Origin of the sequence: Chryseobacterium sp. CFS15 (assembly GCF_031118795.1) — a bacterium.
Lineage (GTDB): Bacteria > Bacteroidota > Bacteroidia > Flavobacteriales > Weeksellaceae > Chryseobacterium > Chryseobacterium indoltheticum.
The window spans coordinates 162,417-184,108 of sequence record NZ_JAVHYL010000008.1; the positions used below are offsets into that span (position 1 = coordinate 162,417).

General features: G+C 35.3%; 19 protein-coding genes. 6 read left to right on the forward strand and 13 right to left on the reverse strand.

Annotated features, from left to right (window positions below):
• Positions 1 to 166: 166 nt before the first annotated feature.
• The 3 genes from OH814_RS13990 (at position 167) to OH814_RS14000 (ending at position 3,796) form a co-directional block, all read left to right on the forward strand.
• Positions 167 to 2,497, forward strand: coding sequence for an ATP-dependent helicase (locus OH814_RS13990; RefSeq protein WP_115621334.1), 2,331 nt, complete (start codon positions 167 to 169; stop codon positions 2,495 to 2,497).
• Positions 2,498 to 2,588: 91 nt separating this feature from the next.
• Positions 2,589 to 3,413, forward strand: a complete 825-nt coding sequence (locus OH814_RS13995) for an alpha/beta hydrolase (protein ID WP_308828566.1) — start codon at positions 2,589 to 2,591, stop codon at positions 3,411 to 3,413.
• A gap of 5 nt (positions 3,414 to 3,418) precedes the next feature.
• The gene (locus OH814_RS14000) at positions 3,419 to 3,796 is read left to right on the forward strand and encodes a hypothetical protein (protein ID WP_308828567.1); all 378 of its coding nucleotides are present in this window, start codon (positions 3,419 to 3,421) and stop codon (positions 3,794 to 3,796) included.
• A gap of 44 nt (positions 3,797 to 3,840) precedes the next feature.
• Here OH814_RS14000 and OH814_RS14005 read toward each other — a convergent pair whose 3' ends face one another.
• The 4 genes from OH814_RS14005 to OH814_RS14020 all read right to left on the reverse strand — a co-directional run bounded on the left by OH814_RS14005 (position 3,841) and on the right by OH814_RS14020 (position 8,095).
• Entirely contained in the window at positions 3,841 to 5,682 is a 1,842-nt protein-coding gene (locus OH814_RS14005; protein WP_308828568.1) for a carbon starvation protein A, read from the reverse strand.
• Between the two features lie 226 nt (positions 5,683 to 5,908).
• Positions 5,909 to 6,874 carry an alpha/beta hydrolase gene (locus tag OH814_RS14010; protein ID WP_308828569.1) on the reverse strand — a complete coding sequence of 322 codons (966 nt, stop codon included), beginning with the start codon at positions 6,872 to 6,874 and terminating at the stop codon, positions 5,909 to 5,911.
• A gap of 77 nt (positions 6,875 to 6,951) precedes the next feature.
• Positions 6,952 to 7,335, reverse strand: a complete 384-nt coding sequence (locus tag OH814_RS14015; RefSeq protein WP_115621338.1) for a DUF3037 domain-containing protein — start codon at positions 7,333 to 7,335, stop codon at positions 6,952 to 6,954.
• Complete coding sequence (locus OH814_RS14020; RefSeq protein ID WP_123887003.1) at positions 7,322 to 8,095, reverse strand: HipA family kinase; 774 nt, start codon at positions 8,093 to 8,095, stop codon at positions 7,322 to 7,324. Before OH814_RS14020 ends, OH814_RS14015 begins: the two co-directional genes overlap by 14 nt.
• 65 nt (positions 8,096 to 8,160) lie before the next feature.
• On the opposite strand from OH814_RS14020, the gene OH814_RS14025 reads away from it, so the two are divergent.
• The gene (locus OH814_RS14025) at positions 8,161 to 9,006 is read left to right on the forward strand and encodes an alpha/beta fold hydrolase (RefSeq protein WP_308828570.1); all 846 of its coding nucleotides are present in this window, start codon (positions 8,161 to 8,163) and stop codon (positions 9,004 to 9,006) included.
• Positions 9,007 to 9,357: 351 nt separating this feature from the next.
• Here the strand turns inward: OH814_RS14025 and OH814_RS14030 are convergent, their stop codons facing one another.
• From OH814_RS14030 to OH814_RS14060, 7 genes are all read right to left on the reverse strand, one after another.
• Complete coding sequence (locus OH814_RS14030) at positions 9,358 to 10,179, reverse strand: flavin reductase family protein (protein ID WP_115621343.1); 822 nt, start codon at positions 10,177 to 10,179, stop codon at positions 9,358 to 9,360.
• A 169-nt stretch (positions 10,180 to 10,348) separates the two neighbouring features.
• Positions 10,349 to 11,596 (reverse strand): fumarylacetoacetase, encoded by a 1,248-nt coding sequence (fahA, locus tag OH814_RS14035; protein WP_308828571.1) that lies wholly within the window; start codon positions 11,594 to 11,596, stop codon positions 10,349 to 10,351.
• A 45-nt stretch (positions 11,597 to 11,641) separates the two neighbouring features.
• Positions 11,642 to 12,121 (reverse strand): hypothetical protein, encoded by a 480-nt coding sequence (locus OH814_RS14040; protein WP_308828572.1) that lies wholly within the window; start codon positions 12,119 to 12,121, stop codon positions 11,642 to 11,644.
• Positions 12,122 to 12,192: 71 nt separating this feature from the next.
• Positions 12,193 to 13,323 carry a 4-hydroxyphenylpyruvate dioxygenase gene (gene hppD, locus OH814_RS14045; protein ID WP_308828573.1) on the reverse strand — a complete coding sequence of 377 codons (1,131 nt, stop codon included), beginning with the start codon at positions 13,321 to 13,323 and terminating at the stop codon, positions 12,193 to 12,195.
• Positions 13,324 to 13,552: 229 nt separating this feature from the next.
• On the reverse strand, positions 13,553 to 14,335 hold the full coding sequence (locus OH814_RS14050) for a hypothetical protein (RefSeq protein WP_115621347.1): 783 nt from the start codon (positions 14,333 to 14,335) through the stop codon (positions 13,553 to 13,555).
• Positions 14,336 to 14,450: 115 nt separating this feature from the next.
• Positions 14,451 to 15,725, reverse strand: coding sequence for an acetyl-CoA hydrolase/transferase C-terminal domain-containing protein (locus OH814_RS14055; protein ID WP_308828574.1), 1,275 nt, complete (start codon positions 15,723 to 15,725; stop codon positions 14,451 to 14,453).
• A gap of 202 nt (positions 15,726 to 15,927) precedes the next feature.
• Complete coding sequence (locus OH814_RS14060) at positions 15,928 to 17,115, reverse strand: homogentisate 1,2-dioxygenase (RefSeq protein WP_308828606.1); 1,188 nt, start codon at positions 17,113 to 17,115, stop codon at positions 15,928 to 15,930.
• A 121-nt stretch (positions 17,116 to 17,236) separates the two neighbouring features.
• On the opposite strand from OH814_RS14060, the gene OH814_RS14065 reads away from it, so the two are divergent.
• Together OH814_RS14065 and OH814_RS14070 are read left to right on the forward strand one after the other, a co-directional pair.
• Positions 17,237 to 19,309, forward strand: a complete 2,073-nt coding sequence (locus OH814_RS14065) for a TonB-dependent receptor (protein WP_308828575.1) — start codon at positions 17,237 to 17,239, stop codon at positions 19,307 to 19,309.
• A 162-nt stretch (positions 19,310 to 19,471) separates the two neighbouring features.
• Positions 19,472 to 19,936, forward strand: coding sequence for a thioredoxin fold domain-containing protein (locus OH814_RS14070; RefSeq protein ID WP_308828576.1), 465 nt, complete (start codon positions 19,472 to 19,474; stop codon positions 19,934 to 19,936).
• A gap of 71 nt (positions 19,937 to 20,007) precedes the next feature.
• Here the strand turns inward: OH814_RS14070 and OH814_RS14075 are convergent, their stop codons facing one another.
• Positions 20,008 to 20,862, reverse strand: a complete 855-nt coding sequence (locus tag OH814_RS14075) for a glycine betaine ABC transporter substrate-binding protein (protein ID WP_308828577.1) — start codon at positions 20,860 to 20,862, stop codon at positions 20,008 to 20,010.
• Positions 20,859 to 21,692 (reverse strand): proline/glycine betaine ABC transporter permease, encoded by an 834-nt coding sequence (locus OH814_RS14080; protein WP_123887012.1) that lies wholly within the window; start codon positions 21,690 to 21,692, stop codon positions 20,859 to 20,861. The genes OH814_RS14075 and OH814_RS14080 overlap by 4 nt, the downstream gene beginning before the upstream one ends.

Genomic DNA, 21,692 nt, shown 5'->3' on the forward strand with positions numbered 1-21,692 from the left:
TAATATTTTTTTAAGAATTTCACAGAAGTTAAATCGGGAATAAAAAGGTTTTAAAATTTTAATTATTTTCAAATTTCATTATTAAGCAGTAAAATACCACAGCAAAATTCAAATTTGAATTCTCCTTATAATACACTAATTTTGTGTTCCCAAATTTTTTTGCAGTATGGATTATCTGAAAGGACTCAACGAATCACAATATGAAGCTGTTACCACTTTACAAGGACCTCTGATGGTGCTTGCAGGAGCCGGTTCCGGAAAAACGCGTGTACTTACAATGCGTATTGCGCATTTGATTACCAATGGTGTAGATCCTTTCAATATTCTGGCATTAACCTTTACCAATAAAGCGGCAAAGGAAATGAAGGAACGTATCGCCAAAGTGGTTGGGCAAAGCAATGCACGAAGCCTTTGGATGGGAACTTTTCACTCCGTTTTTGCAAGAATTCTACGAAGTGAGGCGCATTATTTGGGTTATCCGTCCAATTTTACGATTTACGATCAGCAGGATGCTTTGAATGTCATCAGAAAAGTGTTGAAAGACATGAATATTGATGCCGATTTATACAAACCTAAAAAAGTTCAGGCTAGAATTTCCAATTACAAAAATAACCTGATTACTGTAAAAGCATATTACAACAACCCAGAACTAATGGAGGCTGACGAAAAAGCCAACATGAAATTTATCGGGAAGATTTATGAAAAATACGTAGAAGCCTGTTTTAAAAATGGCTCAATGGACTTTGATGACTTATTGTTGAAAACCAATGAACTTTTAACAAGATTTCCGGAGGTTTTAGCAAAATATCAGGATAGATTCAGATATATTCTTGTGGATGAGTACCAGGATACGAATCATTCTCAGTATTTAATTGTAAAAGCTTTAGCGTCAAAATTTGAGAATATTTGTGTGGTTGGAGATGACGCGCAGTCGATTTACTCTTTCCGTGGTGCCAATATTTATAATATTTTAAATTTCAAAAAAGATTATCCGGATGCCGTGACGGTTTCTTTGGAGCAAAATTACCGTTCGACACAGAATATCGTTAATGCAGCGAATGTGGTGATTGCTAAAAACTTGCAGCAGTTTAAGAAAAATGTCTTCAGTGAAAATGAAGTCGGTGAAAAAATCAAGGTTTACCGTTCGCTTTCTGATGCAGATGAAGCCAATTTCGTCGCCGGAAATATTTGGGAACTGAGCAATCGAGAACAGAAAAAATTCAGCGATTTTGCAATTTTATACCGTACAAACTCTCAGACACGAGCTTTTGAAGACTCTTTGAGACGAAAAAATATTCCGTATAAGGTATATGGAGGTTTGTCTTTCTACCAAAGGAAAGAGGTGAAAGATTTGATCGGTTACCTCCGTCTTTTAGTCAATGAAAATGATTCTGAAGCTTTAATGAGAGTAATCAACTATCCGACAAGAGGAATTGGTGAGACGACTCAGAATAAATTAATTGTTTTTGCGGATTCGCAAAATCTTCCGGTGTCTAAAGTTTTAGACAATCTGGGAATATATGCGCCACAATTGAAATTCAACAATGGCGTTTTAACAAAACTGAGCGATTTCTGGTCAATGATCAAAGCATTTCAGGTTTTGCTTAAAACTGAAACCGCATACAGCGTTGCAATGGAAGTGGCAAAACGAAGCGGTTTAATTAAGTTTTTAAAAGATGATCAAACTCCTGAAGGAATTTCACGTGTAGAGAACGTTCAGGAATTGATGAACTCTATGCAGGGTTTCATTGAAGAGCAACAACAAATTGAAGACGGAGATCCAAGCTTACCAAATTTTCTTGAAAACATTGCGCTTTCCGCCGATACCCAAAGAAAAGATGATGATGAAGATATGGTTTCGCTGATGACGATTCACCTTTCAAAAGGTCTTGAATTTCCGGTTGTACATTTAGTAGGATTGGAAGAAAACCTTTTCCCAAGCTTTATGAGTTCGGCAACCCGTGAAGATTTGGAAGAAGAAAGACGTTTGTTCTACGTTGCCCTGACAAGAGCTGAAAAACAGGCATTTTTCTCCTATGCCGTTTCCCGTTTTCAATGGGGAAAAATTACCGATGCCGAGCCGTCAAGGTTTTTGAGCGAAGTAGATGAAGAATATATTGAATTTTTGAATCCTGCGATCGAAAAGAGATTCATCAACAATGCAGGCATTACTTCAAATATTTTTGATGAGCATCCTTCTGAAATGAAGAGCTTTAGAAAGATAGAAAAGAAAACAATATCTAAGACTGAAAATGATAAGCCGATTGCTGAGCCGAGAAAATTGAAACCGGTAAGTACTGCAAAAATCATTAACCCAAGTGGAGCATCATCCCAAGATATTGAGGTTGGGGATAAAGTGAGACACGACCGTTTCGGAATCGGAGAAGTGAAATTCCTGGATGGAACAGATCCTCAGAATATCAAAGCGAAAGTAGTATTCTTACACGAAGGAGAAAAGAATTTGATTCTGAAATATGCTAAGTTGACTAAGATTTAAAAACGAAATTTCATTATAAATTATTAAACAGACTTTCTTGAAAGGTCTGTTTTTTTATAAATTCTTATCTTTAAATTCCTAAAAATTTAAAATGAAAAAACTTCTTATATTTTTATTCATAACAATCACTTCAATATCAATATTTTCACAGGAATATCAAACCATTTCCAATGTTCATTATTACGATGAGAAAACAAATAAATCTGATGTTTACATTAACGAAAGATGTGTTTTGGATGTATATTTTCCAAAAAATATAAAGAATTTTTCTACAGTCATTTGGTTTCATGGTGGCGGAATAACGGGTGGGGAAAAACATATTCCCGAAGAACTAAAAAATAAAGGAGTTGCCATTATTGCTGTCAATTACAGACTGTCACCTAAAGTAAATGCTCCAAAATATATCGAAGACGCAGCGGCAGCAACAGCCTGGGTTTTTAATAATATCAAAAAATACGGCGGAAGTGAAGATTTGATTTTCATTACCGGACATTCGGCGGGTGGTTATCTCGCTTCGATGGTAGGTTTAGATAAATCTTATTTACATAAATATAAAATAGACGCCAATCAATTGGCCGGAATTATTCCTTTCAGCGGGCAGATGATCAGTCATTTTACCACCAGAAAAGAAAAAGGAATTGATGAGCTTGATGCACGAATTGATGATATGGCACCGCTTCACTTCATCCGCGCAGACGCACCGCCATTGCTTTTAATAACTGGTGATCGTGAAAAAGAACTATTAGGGAGATATGAAGAAAATGCTTACATGTGGAGAATGATGAAACTGAAAGGGCATAAAGAAACCACACTTTACGAACTTGATGGCTTCGATCATGGCGGAATGGCACATCCTGCTTTTCCTTTACTTTTAAATGAAATTAAAAGGATTGAGAAACTTAAGAATGTACAGTAATGAGAATGTTTCTGGCTATCTTATTTTTTCTGAATATTTCATGTGAAAATAAGGAAAGGTATACAGTAATTGGTGTGTGGGAATTAAGCGAATCTAAAACAGATAATGGTGCAAAATTTGTTAAAAATGATGATTTTGAATACCTTATTTCATTTAGTAAAGATAGTATGTATACCCAAAGTTTAAATGGTAAAATATTTTCTGGGATATATAAAATCAGCCATAAAAATATTTTGGAATTAATTGACCCTGTGATAAATGATACTGTTTTATATTCTTACAGATTTGAAAAGGAAAGATTAATTTTAGATGAGATAGATTTGAAAGGAAGTTTTATTTGCGATGAAGGTTGTTCAAAAATTTTCGAAAAAATCAAAAAATAAAAAGAGACGCAAAATCAAATTGCGTCTCTTTTATAATTTAAAAATTATCTCTCGACTAATTCTTTCACTGTCTCGCCATAGAAATCGGTATGTGAAGTTTTAACTTGAAGCAGCTGGTACCATTTTCTAAATGCACCAACAAAAACCACAAGCATCAGTACCATTGCCACGACTGCTAACGTTGCCAATAAATATTGCTGTTTGGGAATGTAAATATCCATTACTTGAATATATCCTGCCCAAAATGTAATAATCGCCATAAAAACTCCTGGGATTGCTGAGCAAAGCGCATATTTTCCACGGTTGAGACGAATGAGCATCGTTGTACAGACAATCAATCCGCAGGCTGCGAGCAACTGATTACTGATTCCGAAGAGTGGCCAGATGCTGCTTACGTTTCCGGTAAACACCAAATATCCCCACGCAAAAGTGAAAAGCAAACTGCTGATGATAATTCCGGGAGTCCAGTTTTTATCATTAAATTTAGGTATTACAGATCCCAGCATTTCCTGTAAGAAGAATCTTCCGACTCTTGTGCCTGCATCAATAGCGGTCAAAATAAATACCGCTTCAAACATAATTGCGAAATTATACCAATACGCCATCAGCTGATCCATGTAAGGGATTTTATTGAAAATATGAGCCATTCCGACTGCTAAAGAAACGGCGCCTCCGGTTCTTCCATGCAGATCAATTCCGATTCTTTCTGAAAAGTAATCAATATCAACACCATGTAAACCTGGATGTGTCGCCAAAAAAGCATCATAAGTGTCTTTTGGTGTGTTGATGGCAAAATAATCTCCGGGCATCAAAGTACACGCTGCAATTAATGCCATTAATGCTACAAATCCCTCTACAAGCATTGCTCCGTACCCTACAAATAGAATTTCCTTTTCTCGGTTCAGCATTTTCGGCGTTGTTCCTGTCGCAATTACTGCATGGAAACCTGAAATAGCCCCACACGCAATTACAATAAAAATAAAAGGTAAGACCGGACCGCCGATTACCGGGCCACCGCCGTTCACAAATTCTGTTAAGGCCGGCATTTGAATGGTTGGGTGAATGACTATAACCCCAATGGCCAACATGATAATCGTTCCTATTTTTAAGTAAGTTGATAGATAATCTCTTGGTACCAAAAGCAGCCAGACCGGAAGCACAGAAGCTAAAAATCCGTAAATAGGAATTGCAATAGAAATCGTTGTAATATCCCATGAGAACATATTATTTATCGTTTCATTTTGCATTAAATTATGTCCGCCAATAATTCCGGCGATCAAAAGAATACCGCCCAGAATACTTGCAAAAGTCACAGAGTTTTTTCTGTATCGCATGATCAATCCCATGATAATAGCAATCGGCATTGTGATAACCACAGTAAACAATGACCACGAAGCTTCATGCATCGCATTGATACAGGCTAACGAAAGCCCGGCCAACGTTAAAATTAAGATGAATAAAATAGCAAAACCTGCAACAGTTCCGGTTGTTTTACCAATTTCTTTGGATGCGATAGTTGCTAAACTTTGTCCTTTGTGTCTTACAGATGCAAAAAGTACGACCATATCGTGAACGCCGCCTCCCAAAACACAACCTATTAAGATCCAGATGGCACCGGGAAGATAACCGAATTGAGCAGCCAAAACAGGCCCTACCAATGGTCCTGCTGCTGCAATTGCTGCAAAATGATGCCCAAAAAGAACATTTTTGTTGGTGGCTACATAATCTTTTCCGTCGGCAAATTCTACGGCAGGAGTAGTATTTTTGTCATTCAGACGGAGTACTTTATTGGCTAAATAAATTCCGTAAAAACGGTACGCAATTGCAAAAATGAGCAGTGAGGTAAATACTAAAGTCAATGCATTAATTCCATTTAGAAATTCCATATTATTTCAATTTTATATGATTAAATAATTAAGGTTATTGCTTTTTTATTATTAGTAATTTAAGCATTTGGCCAAGTTACCTGTTTTTCATATAAAATAGATCAATATGTATATCAATTTAGCAAATTTGTAGTACTTTAGAAAGTTTATTTGCATTTAAATAATTGATTAATAGTTGTTTAAATTATTGCTTCAATTTGAAAAAGTATATAGTTAAATGTTGTAATTAATCATTAACAACTGTTGTTTTTTCATGTGAAAGAATGAACTTAATCATTTCATCGTTAAGCTCATCCTGATAGGCTTTATCTGTATTTTTAAAACCATGATTGCCTTTTTTCACAACGATTAATGAATGTTCGGTTCCTGCTTTTTTCAGCATTCTGTTGAGTCTCTTCGAATGTCTTAGTGGTGCTACTTTATCTTTATTCCCGTGAAGAATCAATGTAGGAACTGTATTTTGAGTATAATTAAGCGAAGATATGGTTTTGCAGACTTCAATTACTTTTTGTCTATCTGTTTTAATATCATATCCGGTAAGTCCGTGGGCAAGATTGGTTCTTATGTCGATGATTTTTTGCGAAATTAAACCGACAATAAAAAGCATTGGTTTGGGAGCTCTCGTATGAAGCAGTGTGTTCATGTCAGTCGGGCCGAAATTATCAACTACATAATTTACTTTCGCCGAATATTCTGAAAGCTCAGGATCTCCCAAAAACTCATTATCCTGCGTGTAGGCGCTCAAAAGTGATAAGTGAGCTCCTGCAGAAACGCCCCACATTCCGATGTTGTTTTCATCAAGGTGATATTGATCTGCATTTTTACGAATCCATCTTATTGCATCCTTGGTATCCTGAATGGGTGCCGGGAAGTGCAGATTCTCAGAAACCAAACGGTAATTGATGCTGATAACCGCATAGTTTTTTTCTAAAAGTTTCAAAATGGTATTTTCAACATAATTATCTGCAGTAATTATTTTGTCACCTTCCACCCAAGCTCCGCCATGAACATAAACCACAACCGGAATTTTTTTATCATCCGTATTTTTTGGGCGGTAAATATCAAGCTGTATTTTTTTACCGCTTTCGTCAGTTTTATACGCAATATTTTCTGAAACACTGGCTGCCTGAAAAAGGATTTGGCTTTTCTGTTTCTGTGAAAACCCAAATGTAGAGATGGTAATTATAAGCACAAAAAATAGGTTTGTAAAAAACCTATCTGTATGTTTATGTAAAGTGTAAAAGTTCATATTCTATTGTAAATGGTTTGTTATTTCACCAATTCCTCAAATAGCTTTTCAAAAGTTTTGTCCAGATCTTTTGATTTTCCGGGATGAGGTCTTGAAGTTTGTACCACCGAACTTCTTACCGCAGTGAGCCACCGGAAACGTTCAGGGATTTCTAATGATGCAATGGGGCCGCCATCTTTTGTTCCGTCTGCTATTTTTTTGAAAGCTTCAAGATTTTGATAGACATCTTCATAATCCAATTTGCTATGCATCAGTTTGAATTTATCTGGACACAAATAAAATGCCATTCGGATAAATTTTTCTCTCTTCGAAAACATAACCAGGCCAATATTGAAAAATTCTTCTCTTTCAACCTTTGGTACCAAGCGTATTATGGCGTATTCGTATATTTTATCCTCTTGCATTTTTTGCTTCTTTTACAAAGATTTCAGAATTTTCTAATCGGGTTTTCATAAAGTTGAAATAGACTTCTCGTATTTCATCCGGGCTCTCTTCAGCGTCATCCCAATGCAGCCAATCTTGAGGAATGAGATTGATAATTGCTCTGAAAACCTCATCATTCAAAACCTCATGAGCAAATTTATCGGCTTCATCCAACATGGTTGCCTGAGGAAGTAAAACGTGATCTTTCACATACTTAAAAGGAGTTTTTGCCGCAGTGTCAAAATTCTGCCACGAATGGTGAAAGTAAAATGAAGCACCATTATCAATCACCCACAATTCTTTATGCCACATCAAAAGGTTGGTATTCCTGAAAGTACGGTCGATATTGGTAATAAAAGCATCGAGCCAGACAATTTTTGAAGCCAAAAATGGATCGACTTTAATACTCGGGTCAAATGCAATCGACTCTGAAAGATAATGAAGTCCTAGATTGAGACCTTCAGAAAATTTTAATAAATCCTGAATTTCTTCGTCAGCTTCTGTTCGTCCAAAATCGACATCGAGATTGGCGAAAACAAGCTCTGGAATAGGTAAACCTAAAGCTTCTGTGATTTTTCCTCCTAAAAGTTCTGAAATCAACATTTTTACACCATGACCGGCTCCGCGAAATTTTAAAACATACTTAAAATCATCATCGGCTTCTGCTAAAGCAGGAAGTGAGCCGCCTTCGCGAAGCGGAAGAATATAGCGCTGTACGGTAACTGTTCTTAAATCCAACATGATGCAAAATTAAGGTTTTCCTTTGTGTTTAATAGTATTTGTATTATTTTTAGATTTAAAAAAAAATGAAAATCACAAAAAATAAAAATATCATTCTCTCAAATCCGGAAACCAAAACGTTTTTAGCCGACGCTTTTTATGCTGAAACCGATAAGAAATTACCTTTAGTGATTTTTGTACACGGCTATAAAGGGTATAAAGATTGGGGAGCGTGGGATTTGATGGCAGAAAAGTTTGCAGAAGCTGGTTTTTTCTTTGTTAAATTTAATTTTTCCCATAATGGAACTACTGTTGAAAATCCTGAAAATTTTGCAGATCTGGAAGCATTCGGAAACAATAATTATTCGAAAGAACTTTCAGATTTAAATTTTGTGATAGATCATTTTGTTAAAAATCCACAAGTAGACGATCAGAAAATAGTTTTAATCGGGCACAGCCGCGGCGGTGGAATTTCTATTATTAAAACCTGTGAAGATGAAAGAATTAATGGGTTGATTACTTTGGCAAGTGTAGATACTTTAGAAAGATTTCCTACACAAGAAAAATTTGAAGAATGGAAAGAAAAAGGAGTGTATTATGTAGAAAACGGGAGAACGAAACAACAAATGCCGCATTATTACCAATTTTTTGAAGATTTTAAAAATGATGAGCACCGCTTCGATGTAGAGCGGTCAATGGAAATGGCAAAAGCACAGGTTTTAATTATTCATGGGACTTCTGATGAAAGCGTAAGTGTAAAAAATGCTGAACATCTTCATATTTTAAATCCAACTTCTGAATTATATTTAATCGAAAATGCAAATCATACTTTTGGAGCAAAAGAACCTTGGGAAGAAGATGATTTACCAAAAGATTTGAAAGAAGTTGTAGCGAAATGTATTGAATTTATTAATATGAAATTGGATATTTAGGACTAAAATTGTTGCTGGTATAATATTTTTTCATAATTTAGTGAAACACTAATAACATAATAGAAAATCTTATGAAAAATTCAAATTTAAAAAAATTAAGCAGAGAAGCTCAGAAAAGTATTTCTGGAGGAGTAAGAGGTCTAGAGCCAATACAATGTGCGACAGGCTGTCACAAAAATTATCTTGGAGATGGACAAGGCATTTTATGCATTGTGCCCCCATGTCAATCTCCTAATTTTGGAACACAGAGCCAAGATGCTAATGGACGTTGGCAATGCTGTTACTAAGTATTCAGTTTTAAAAATAAAAGAAAGGAGTGAAAATTTTCACTCCTTTTAATTTGAATCTAATTTATTTAATCAAAATTTTCCAGGCTTCTTCAATTTTACTTTCAAGTAAAAATTTCTGTGCTTCGGTATGAATGTTTTCATCATCATGACAGTTTTCAGAAGGTAAAACTTCCACATTGGCCAACATTCCCAAATCATTTCCTGTAAAAATTTTGCTGTATTTTATAGAATCAGGAAGAAGATCAAAACCAATTCCTTTAGTTACTAATGGTTTTGGGACTTCAAAAAGATTATTTTCATTGTTTCTAGAATACCAGTTTCCTCCAAGGCGTGCAACCATATCCAGTTTTTTCTGGTCTAAATTTCCTTCTTCATTCAGATATTCTTCTCTAATATGAATTTTCTGTACTTCACAAATTACTAAATTTCCAGCGCCTCCTTGATCTCCTAAAGATTTTACTTCTAAAACTTTACATTCGAAATTTACAGGGCACTCTTCGATTAATTTAGGCTTAACCAAATCAGCATCTTTCATCGTCAAACCAGATTTAATAAACTCATTCACTCCGTCACCATATTCTGTAGAAGCTAAAGAAATCTGCTGTACGATCGGAAAGTTTACGGTTCCAATAACTACTTCACAAGTTTCTAAAACATTTTCTAAAGTATGTTTTGTGGTATTGTCTCGCACCCTTCTCGATGGTGAAAAAATCAAAATCGGAGGAACGGTACTGAACATATTAAAGAAACTAAACGGAGATAAATTGCTTTCACCATTTTTATCAACCGTAGAAGCCAACGCAATCGGCCGCGGTGAAACGGCAGTCTGCATTATTGTTTGTAGTTGTACAGACGTTATTTCGGATGGGATTACTGTTTTCATTTTTATTATTTTACACTTAATTAGGCTTAAGTATTCAAATTATGTTTAAAAAAGATGCTTCGACTTCGCTCAGCATGACATTTCTAATACTAACTGTTTTACAGAATGTTTTTAGCGGTGTCATGCTGAGCCTGTCGAAGCATCTAAATATTCTTATTTAAAAATATAATTATTTAGTCGGAATAATTTTTCCAGCAACCTCACCAAAACCAACTCTCATTCCATCTTTTTCAGCCCAAGCTTTCATCGTTACAGTATCATTGTCATCGATGAATTTTCTTTCCTCACCATTGCTTAATGTAATTGGATTTTGCCCTCTCCAAGTTAATTCCAGCATAGAGCCGAAAGATTTTGGATCGCTTCCCGAAATGGTTCCGCTTGCGTACATATCACCAACTTCCACATTACAACCATTTACCGTGTGATGAGCCAGTTGCTGAGCCATGTTCCAGTACATATGTTTGTAGTTGCTTTCAGAAATTAAGTTTGCTTCACCGTTTTCAGGCTGTAAATAAACTTCCAAACTGATATCGTAATTTTTGTCCCCTTCAAATTTTAAATAATCTAAAACTTCAGGATCTTGTGTTGGAGAAGTTGTTTTGAATGGTTCTAAAGCTTCCAAAGTAACTACCCATGGAGAAACTGATGAGCCAAAGTTTTTCGCCAAAAATGGTCCCAAAGGAACATATTCCCAAGATTGGATGTCTCTTGCCGACCAGTCGTTGAAAACGACCATTCCGAAAATTGCGTCTTCAGCTTCTTTTGTAGAAATGCTTTCGCCCATTTCGGTGTTTTTGTTGACGATGAATGCCATTTCAAGCTCAAAATCTAATTGTTTGCATGGTCCGAAAACCGGTTTGTCTGCATCTGCAGGTTTCATCTGACCTTTCGGACGATTGATATCAGTTCCCGAAACAACGATTGATGAAGCTCTACCGTGATATCCTACAGGCAGATGTTTCCAGTTTGGAAGTAATGCGTTTGCCGGATCTCTGAACATTTTTCCGACATTGGTTGCATGCTCAATGCTGCTGTAAAAATCGGTGTAATTTGGAATGTGAACAGGCATCATCATTTTTACCTGATCCAGATCGTAGAATGCTGCTTCTATCGTTTTTTCATCCTTAGATAGAATAGAACCTTCAAGTAATAACTCCTGTATTTTAAGACGTACGGCGTTGGTAACTGGTTTCCCAAGTTCGATAAATTCATTTAAAGTGTAAGCTTCAAAAATATTGTCATCAAGACCTTCGATTTCTTCAAAATACGCTAAATCATATAGGGTTGCCAGATCTACGACCTGGTCTCCGATTCTTGTACAGCATCCAATGAATTCTTTATTGAAAACAGCTACTCCAAAAGGAATATTGTGGATTGAAAAGTCTGAATTTGATGAATATTCTACAAATGATTTCATAATTTTTGTAATTTAATTTAGATTAGAATAAAATCAATAATGATTTTACTTTTTAGCTTTAATCTTCGGGTTAGAAAAAGATTCTTCATCGATCCATCTGTCTTTGTTGTTGACGTCGATAAGGTACAAAATACCATCCTGTCTTGTAAGTAACAGGGTTTTGGTAACCGGAATGGGAACTTTTTTACCTTCAAGCAAATCTGCTCTCAGCGAAATGATGTTTTTTCGGCTTCTTATAATATCACCGGAAAATACATTAGAAGTACTTTCTCCGGTAGCTTTATCGTCAAATATTTCAACATAAGTAGCTTGCTGGCCTTTTATAACAATGAAATTTCTTTCTGTATGATCTGCCAGATCTTTAATGAGAACAAACTTCTTATTATCTATATTGACAGATTCCAGATTTTGATTCACACCTTTTCTCTCTTCAAGACGGGTAAGAATTCCGTTTAATGTTCCATATTGGGCTTTAAAGCCAAAAGTGGCTCCCCAAAAAAAGATTCCTATCAAAAGTTTTCTCATAATACTGTGTTTTATAAAAAAGTTTTGTCAAGATCTGCATCCTGACAAAACTCTGTATTTATTATTTTAGATTAAAGATTTCCTCTTTTTTCCTGCTCTCTTTCTAATGCTTCGAATAATGCTTTGAAGTTACCTGCACCAAAACTTTGTGCACCGTGTCTTTCAATGATTTCGAAGAATAGAGTAGGACGGTCTTCTACAGGTTTTGTGAAGATTTGAAGCAGATATCCTTCCTCATCATGATCAATAAGTATACCTAAAGACTGAAGTTTTTTAAGATCTTCGTCAATGTGCCCAACTCTTTCAGGAACCAATTCGTAATAAGCTTCCGGTGGAGCTGAAAGAAATTCTACACCACGCTTTTTAAGCTCAGTTACGGTATGAATGATATCTTTTGTTGCAACAGCGATGTGCTGTACACCTTCACCTTCGTAGAAATCTAGATATTCTTCAACCTGAGATTTCTTTTTACCTTCTGCAGGCTCATTGATCGGGAATTTTGCGAAACCGTTACCGTTCGACATTACTTTAGACATCAAAGCAGAATATTCTGTGTTGATTTGCTTATCGTCAAAAGATAGGATGTTTACAAACCCCATTACTTTTTCGTACCATTCTACAGTGGGGATCATTCTGTCCCAATCTACGTTACCTACACAGTGATCAACATATAGTAACCCTGCCTCTTCAGGCTCGTAGTCGCTTTCCCATTTTTGATAACCAGGCATGAAAGGTCCTGTATAATTTTTTCTTTCGATAAACATGTGAACGGTTTCTCCGTATGTATAAATTCCCGACATTTTCACTTCACCGTGCTCATCAGTAAGGGTTACCGGCTCTAAATATGGTTTTCCACCTCTTTTTGTTGTTTCTTCGAAAGCTGCATATGCGTCATCAACCCAAAGTGCCAAAATTTTAACACCGTCGCCGTGTTTTTTTACATGCTCATTAATTGGAGAGTCAGATTTAAGACCTGTAGTAAGGATCAATCTGATTTTCCCCTGCTGTAGAACGTAAGATGCACGATCTCTTACACCTGTTTCAGGACCCGCATAAGCAACTGACTGAAAACCAAATGCGGTTTTATAATAATGTGCAGCCTGCTTAGCGTTACCTACATAAAATTCAATGTAATCTGTACCATTAATTGGTAAAAAATTCTCAGCTTGAGCAATTTTTTCGGCAAATGTTAGTGTTGACATATTTTCTATTTTTACTTTTATTTAACGGTTGCAAATTACAAAATTCCTGTAAATAATTAAAAACAAAATTGTTATGCAATCGATTGTCTTATTCGTAATGAATATTAAAGTTTGTTTAAGTATGTTTAAGTTTATTGTTATTTTATTATTTACTTTATATTTGTTAAAGATACAGGATGTTGAAAACAAAATTATTTCAAACAAAGAAAGCCGTAATTATTTACGGCTTTTACTTTTTATTATTTAACCTTCCCGCATCGGGATTATAATTATCCCATATTTTCCACTCATTATTTATTTTGCGGATAAAATAAATTTGTGTGTTGAGCTGGTTGACAAAGTGCTCTTCTCCGGTTTCTCCTACTTTGAAGAGAAGATTCCAAAATTCCTGGGTCTCAAGAATCTTTTTATCGGGATCGTCTGTTATAATGTTGACATCAAATATTTCAAAATTTGAACGATTGTTTTTAGTGACAAGTTCAAACTGTTTTTCACAAAGTTCTTTACTGAACGCTGAAGCTCTTTCAAGAAACGGAGAATTGTCAAATACCCAATCCTCGAATAAGTCTAATTTTAATGTGGGAAAATTTTTATATAAATTGAAAACGGCTTCGCAATACTGATAAACAATATCTGTTGAAAAAACATCGCTGCTTGCTTTTTCTTCGAGTATCTTGTTTTCTTTAATATCATGAATGTATGAGTTGAGATCTTTAAATCCCAAAAAGATGCATATTTTATCAAGTGTTTTTAAAAAACGCAGATCATTGTGGGTTTTATCTTGATAATCATTTTCGAAAAAACGCTGTAAGGTGATGTGCGAAATTGTATTTCCTAACTCAAATATTTTATCATTTTTGAGTTCTTCAGATGAAGCTAATTCTTCTTTAATGATTTCTGACAGAATGATGTAATGACTTCTTTTCCATTCGCCTACTGTTCCTAAAACTGAATCTTTAATTTTTGGATGCTTGGCAACCTTTTCTTTTATAGAATTATAAATCGTCTTCATTTGTGTAATATTTTAAACAACAAAAGTTTTTGACAAAGGATTGCCAAAAACTTCATGGTTATTTAACTAATGTAAGAAATTTTTTTGTTTGAAAAGCTATGTTTTTTATTTTTTTTTAATGCTTAAATCTCTCATAAGCTGCTCTTTCCAGCATTTCCCGGTCATCAGGATGTGCAATGCTGATTAATTCCTGGGCTCGCTGACGAAGATTTTTACCGTATAAATAAGCCGTTCCGTATTCGGTTACCACCCAATGAATATGGCCTCGTGTCGTCACTACTCCGGCTCCCTGTTTTAAAAAAGGTACAATTCTGGAAACTCCTCTTTTTGTTCTTGAGGTAATGGCAATAATTGGTTTTCCGTCTTCGCTTAATGCAGCTCCTCTCATGAAATCCATTTGTCCGCCAATTCCGCTGTATTGCATTGTTCCGATAGAATCTGCACAAACTTGTCCGGTTAAGTCGATTTCGATAGCCGAATTGATAGCAACCATTTTTTTGTTTCTCATAATATTAATCGGGAAATTAACATTACTTACATCATCAAATGAAAAAACGGTATTATCATCTACGTAATCATATAATTTTCTCGTTCCGAAACAGAAACTCGTAATGGTTTTGTTATCGTTGTAGCCTTTATATTTATTATTGATGACATCGTTTTGAATCAAATCGATCACTCCATCACTTAACATTTCGGTGTGAACACCAAGGTCTTTGTGATTTCCGAGACATTTTAAGACCGCATCCGGAATGGTTCCTATTCCCATCTGAAGAGTTGATCTGTCATCAATAAGTTCGGCAACGTTTTTTCCAACTAACATTTCATCGGGACCTACTTTAGCACCGTAATCAACGGTTGGAAGTTCTTCTTCATGCCAAACCAGTTTATTAATTTTACTGATATGGATCATTCCGTCACCATGAGTTCTAGGCATCAAAGGATTTACGATAGCGACAATAGTTTGAGCGGTGTCTACAGCTGCTCGGGCAATATCCACAGAAGTTCCCAATGTACAGAAACCATGTTTGTCTGGCGGAGATACAGTGATGAAAGCTACATCAAGCGGTAAAATATTTTTTCTGAAAAGAATTGGGATTTCACTTAAAAATACAGGAACAAAATCACCTCTGTCAGAATTCACGGCATTACGCACCGGCGTTGAAACAAATAATGAGTTCACAAAAAATTTGTCTTTGTATTCTGGTTTGGCAATTTCTACATTTCCCTGTTGGGTAATAGAAACCATTTCTACGTTATCAAGTCGGTGAGACTGTCTTGCCAATTCGTCAATTAAATGATTCGGAGTACATGCGCTGCCGTGAAAAAACACGCGGTTTCCGCTCTTTACAGTATATACAGCTTCTTCTGCACTTATATAATTGTACATTTTCTAAAATTTTACAGTTATAATTCTACGGTTTTCGTTGATTGTTTAAAGTTACTTCATATTGTTTGCACCGGAAATAAATAAGAGAAAATATTTATCATGTTTTAGTGAAATTAATAAAAATAAAGGACTGAATGTGTAAATTCAGTCCTTTATTTTTGATAACAAGTTTAGAGCTAAAAGCTAATTGCCAAAAGCTGTATTATTCCTGTGAACGATCTTCCAGACTATGATCTTCGCTTTCCAGCCAAGAAGTTTTGTAAGACGGATCTTCCACTTTCATTGCCTCTTCGGTAATTTTTAAAGGACGGAAAGGGTCTACCATTACAGCATATTCTTCAGTGAATTTTTTACCGATGCTTCTTTCCATTGCTCCGGGATGAGGCCCGTGAACGATGCCTCCCGGGTGAAGTGTAAAATCCATTAAGTCAATATGATTACGGCTCATAAAATCACCTTCTGTGTAGAATAAAACTTCGTCAGAATCAATATTCGAGTGGTTGTAAGGTGCTGGAATTGCCATCGGATGATAATCATACATTCTTGCACAAAACGAACAAACTACAAAATTGTGCGCCTCGAAAGTCTGGTGAACTGGCGGCGGTTGGTGTATTCTTCCTGTAATTGGTTCGAAATTTTTGATATTGAATTTATAAGGATAAAAATAACCGTCCCAACCTACAACATCAAACGGATGTGTTGCATAAATGAAATCGGTAATCTGGTTTTCTTTTTTTACTTTAATTAAAAATTCTCCTTTTTCGTCTTTGGGCTCAACAAAAGTAGGTGCGATAATGTCTCTTTCGCAAAATGGAGAATGTTCCAAAAGTTGTCCAAATTCGTTTCTGTATCTTTTTGGCGTGTAAATCGGGGAATGACTTTCTACAACAAAAAAAACGGTGTCTTCAGACTGTAGTTCAACCTGATAAATCGTTCCTCTCGGAATAATCAGATAATCACCAACAGAAAAATCTAGATTTCCTACAAAAGTTTTCAAAATACCGCTTCCGTTGTGAACATATAAAAGCTCATCACATTCGGCATTTTTGTAAAAATAATCCATTGACTTTCTTGGTTTTGCCAACCCCATTTTCAGGTCATTGTTCACCAAAAGAAACTTTCTGCTATCCATAAAATCATCTTCGGGAGTGACATTCATTCCTTTAAACATTCTTGGAGTAACGTTTTTGTCTACGGCAATTTTCGGTGTTACATCTTTCGGCTCGCCAATCGATTTTATTTGAGTGGGGCGATGAGTGTGATATAGCAAAGAAGAAATTCCATGAAAACCTTCCGTTCCGAAAAGCTGTTCGTAATAGAATTTATCTTCTGGAGATTTGAAAACTGTATGCCTTTTTTGAGGGATATTTCCCGACTGATGGTATCTCATTTTACTTTGTATGTTGAATCTCAAATTTAATATTTTTTAATGAATTGAAATTAAAAACAAAATTTATTTAAGTTTTGTTGTTCTAAAAATAAATGTTAGTTTTGTCTAACAATTTTATTTCATGAAGCGAATATTACTTTCTGCCGTTTTACTATCATCATTTTGTTTTGCTCAGAAAACAGAGAATTTAGGTTTGAATAGAACTCAAAAAACCGATTCTGTTAAAATTTCAATTAAAAAAGAAATGAGAACAAATGATATTGAAGATGTTGTAATTACCGGAACCATAAAACCAATTAGCAGGTCGAAAAGTCCGGTTGCTGTAGAAATTTACAGTCAGAAATTTTTTCAAAAAAATCCGACTCCAAATGTTTTTGAAGCGATTGCAATGGTAAATGGTGTAAAACCTCAGCTGAATTGCTCGGTTTGTAACACGGGAGATATTCACATCAACGGTTTGGAAGGACCTTACACGATGATTCTGATTGATGGAATGCCAATTGTGAGTTCACTTTCAACAGTATATGGTTTGAGTGGAATTCCGAATAGTTTGATTGACCGAATTGAAGTGGTAAAAGGTCCGGCTTCGTCGCTTTACGGATCTGAAGCGATGGGCGGAGTCATCAATATTATCACAAAAAATGCTTTGACAGCTCCGAAATTGAGTATTGATCTGATGACAACAAGCTGGGCAGAAAATAATGTCGATCTGTCTACGAAATTTAATTTGTCTGAAAAAATAGCGTCACTCTTAAGTTTAAATTATTTTAATTCGACCAAAAGATTCGACGAAAATAAAGACAATTTTACTGATGCAGCATTACAAAACCGAATTTCAGTTTTCAATAAATGGAATTTTAAAAGAAAAGAAAACCGACAGGCAAGTTTTGCATTAAGGTATTTATATGAAGACCGTTTTGGCGGAGAAATGCAGTGGAATAAGTCGTATCGTGGAAGTGATGAGGTGTATGGTGAAAGTATTTATACGAATCGGGTAGAAGCTTTTGGAGCCTATCAATGGCCGGTGAAAGAAAATATTGTGACGCAGTTTTCTTACAATTTTCATGACCAGAACTCTTTTTACGGAACCAATCCTTTTGAGGCGACTCAAAAAGTAGCTTTTGCTCAAACGTATTGGGACAAAAAACTAGGAAATCATGATTTGATTTTAGGCGTTACTTTCAAAAGAACTTTTTATGATGACAACACACCCGGAACTTTATCAAGCGATGGATTGACCAACGAACCGATGAAATCACCAATTTTAGGAGCTTTTATTCAAGATCAATGGGAAATTAATGATAAAAACACTTTGTTGCTTGGTTATCGATTTGATTATGATAAAATACATCACGCTGTGCATTCGCCTCGTTTTGCATGGAAATTTTCGCCGAATCCTTATCATACTTTACGCTTCAATTTCGGAACGGGTTTTAGGGTTGTCAATTTATTTACGGAAGATCATGCAGCGTTGACGGGCTCTCGAGATGTTGTAATTCAATCTAATTTAAAACCGGAAAAATCAGTTAACGGAAATCTGAATTATGTCTGGAAAATTCCTGTTGGTGACAAGTTGATCAATTTGGATGCTTCAGCGTTTTATACGTATTTCAGCAATAAAATTGTCGGCGATTTTGATACTGATCCTGAGAAAATTATTTATGATAATCTTAATGGCTACGGAATTTCAAAAGGTGCTTCGATGAATTTGGATTATAGTTTTAATTTTCCATTAAGTGTAAATCTGGGGGTCACCTATTTAGATGTGTATCAAAAATTTGATGGTGAAACTGAAAAATCCCAACAACTTCATGCTCCGAAATGGAGTGGAACATACAGTTTGACGTATAAATTTCAGAGTAATTTAACGATAGATTTTACAGGTCAGTTTTACGGACCGATGCGATTGCCGGTTTTACCAAACGATTACCGACCTGAATATTCACCGTTCTATAATCTTGCCAATATTCAGGTTTCGAAAAGCTTCAAATCCGGATTTGAAGTGTATTGCGGAATTAAAAATCTGTTCAACTTCACACCAAAAGATCCTTTAATGCGACCGTTTGATCCGTTTGATAAAAATGTTGATGACCCAATCTCTAATCCGAATCGTTATACTTTTGATACCACGTATGGATATGCTCCGATGCAGAAAATCAGAGGTTTTTTAGGCGTGAAATATATTTTGAAATAGATATAACCGCAAAAGAGACAAAAGAAATGATTAAAAAAAGATTTTTAAAGGTTACAAAATATAAAGTTTTATAAACATCATATTTTGTTTGCTTTTAATTATCTAAAAAAGGTTCAAAAATCTTTTGTCTCTTTTGCGGTTTAGAATAATAATTTCTCAGTGATGAAAAGTTTACTATTTTTATTTTTAATGTTGGTGCCGAGTTTTTGTCTTTCACAGATAAAAACAGGCACTTTTTCGGATTGGGAAATTCAGCAACAGAAAAAAGCAAAACCTACAATTATTCATATTTATACCGATTGGTGTTCGGTTTGTAAAATCGAATCTTTTCAATTAAAAAAAGACAAAAAATTGGTGGAAATGATGAATGAGAATTTTTATTTCATCAATTTTGAAGCTGAAAAAACAAAAGAAAAAATCAACTTTCAGGGAAAAGAATTTAGCTATTTACCCAACGGGAACTCCGGAATTCATGAGTTGGCTTTAGGTTTATCTAAAACTAAAAATCAGCCTGTTTATCCGTTGTGGATTATTTTAAATGAAAATCAGGAACTGATTTTTTATCATGAAGGGCAATTCAAACCTGAAAAAATGAAACAGAAATTGTTGGAGATTTTAGCTTTGTAATGTTTTATATCAACAAAAAATCCCCAGGCTTAAAAGCTGAGGATTATATCTGTACAGAAAACAGAGTAAAATCAATTTTTATCCAGCCATGAATTCACAAGCGTAGGATGAGCTTTCACCCATTGCCTAGCGGTGGCTTCTTTGTCTTTGCTGATTTCCATTTTAGTCAAAAGATCGGTCATGGTTTGGTCATCAAAGTACATCTTAGAAAAGAATTTTATCAGTTCAGGATGGTCTTCTCCAAAGCTTTTTCTGCTGTAGGTTTTGATTTTTTCTGCTTCTCCAAACGTTTTTTTCGGGTCTTCTAAAAATTTAAGTTTCATTTTACCAAACATCCAGTGAGGTTGCCATGCTGCTGCTGCAATCCATTCTTTACGTTTTATTGCATTCTGAAGCTCGGTAATCATGGCGATTGTAGAAGAATTGATCTGTCGATAATTTAATTTATAATCAACGATAGCTCGGTCTGTTGCAGAGGTTAATCCTGCTCCTTTTTCGATGCCGATGATTCTGTTTTTGAATTTCTCCTCATATTTCGGCAATTCTTCAATAGAATTTATAGGTACATAATCTGGAACTACCAAACCAATTTTTCCGTTGTCGTAATTTGTTCCAATGTTGATCAGCTCCGGAAATTTAGCTATTTTATTTGCGTGAGTGTAAGGTAGCCAAACTCCCAGAAAGAGGTCTGTGTCTTCGTTATTCATAGAAGCGAGAATCATATCTGTGGAAGCTTTTTGAATCACAACATGATATCCCTTTTCATCCAAAATAGCTTTTACAACGTGTGTCATTGCAACATCTTCTGCCCAGCCATCGACCATTCCGATGTTGATGTATTTGGAATTTTTTAAGTTTTTACAAGAATTAAATATTCCAAAAATAATAACAGAAGTAATTAATAATAAATAATTTATTCTTTTCATTTTACTGTTTTTTTCTTTACAAATCCTTGAGTAATCCGGTCGAGAATAATGGCTAAGATCACAACTGATAAACCACTTTCAAATCCTAAACCGATATCCAGGTTATTAATTCCTTCCAAAACTTTTTCACCCAAACCACCTGCCGCAATCATTCCGGCGATTACAACCATTGATAATGATAATAAAATAGTTTGATTGATTCCTGCTAAAATTGTGTTCGTGGCCAAAGGAAGTTCTACTTTAAATAAGATCTGTCGATTGGTTGCTCCGAAAGCTCGGGCTGCTTCTACAATATCTTTAGGAACTGACTCAATTCCCAAAGTCGTTAACCGTACTGCAGGTGGCATGGCAAAAATAATCGTTGCAAATGCGCCGGGAACTTTACCGATACTGAAAAATAATACAGCAGGAATTAAGTAAACAAAAGCAGGCATTGTTTGCATTAAATCGAGTAATGGACGAATAATTTTGGCCGCAAATTGATTTTTAGCAGCCCATATTCCGAGTGGGACAGACAGGATTAATGCGGTAAGTGTTGCCACAAAAATAAGTGCCAATGTTTCCATAGTTTCTTTCCAGAATCCCATTAAAAATATTAAAGTAAGTCCGGCTGCCGTCATAATTGCGGTTCCTTTTCCTGCTTTCCATAAAGCTAATAACGTGAAAAGTAGAATGATAATGTAAAAAGGAGTATTTACTAAGGCCCATTCAATACCTAAAATCGAAGAGTTGCCGACATTTTTTATGACATCAAATACAGGTTTTGCGTTATCTGTAAGCCAATTGATAGCGGTTTCTACATATTGGCCAATATCTATAGTTTTATTCAT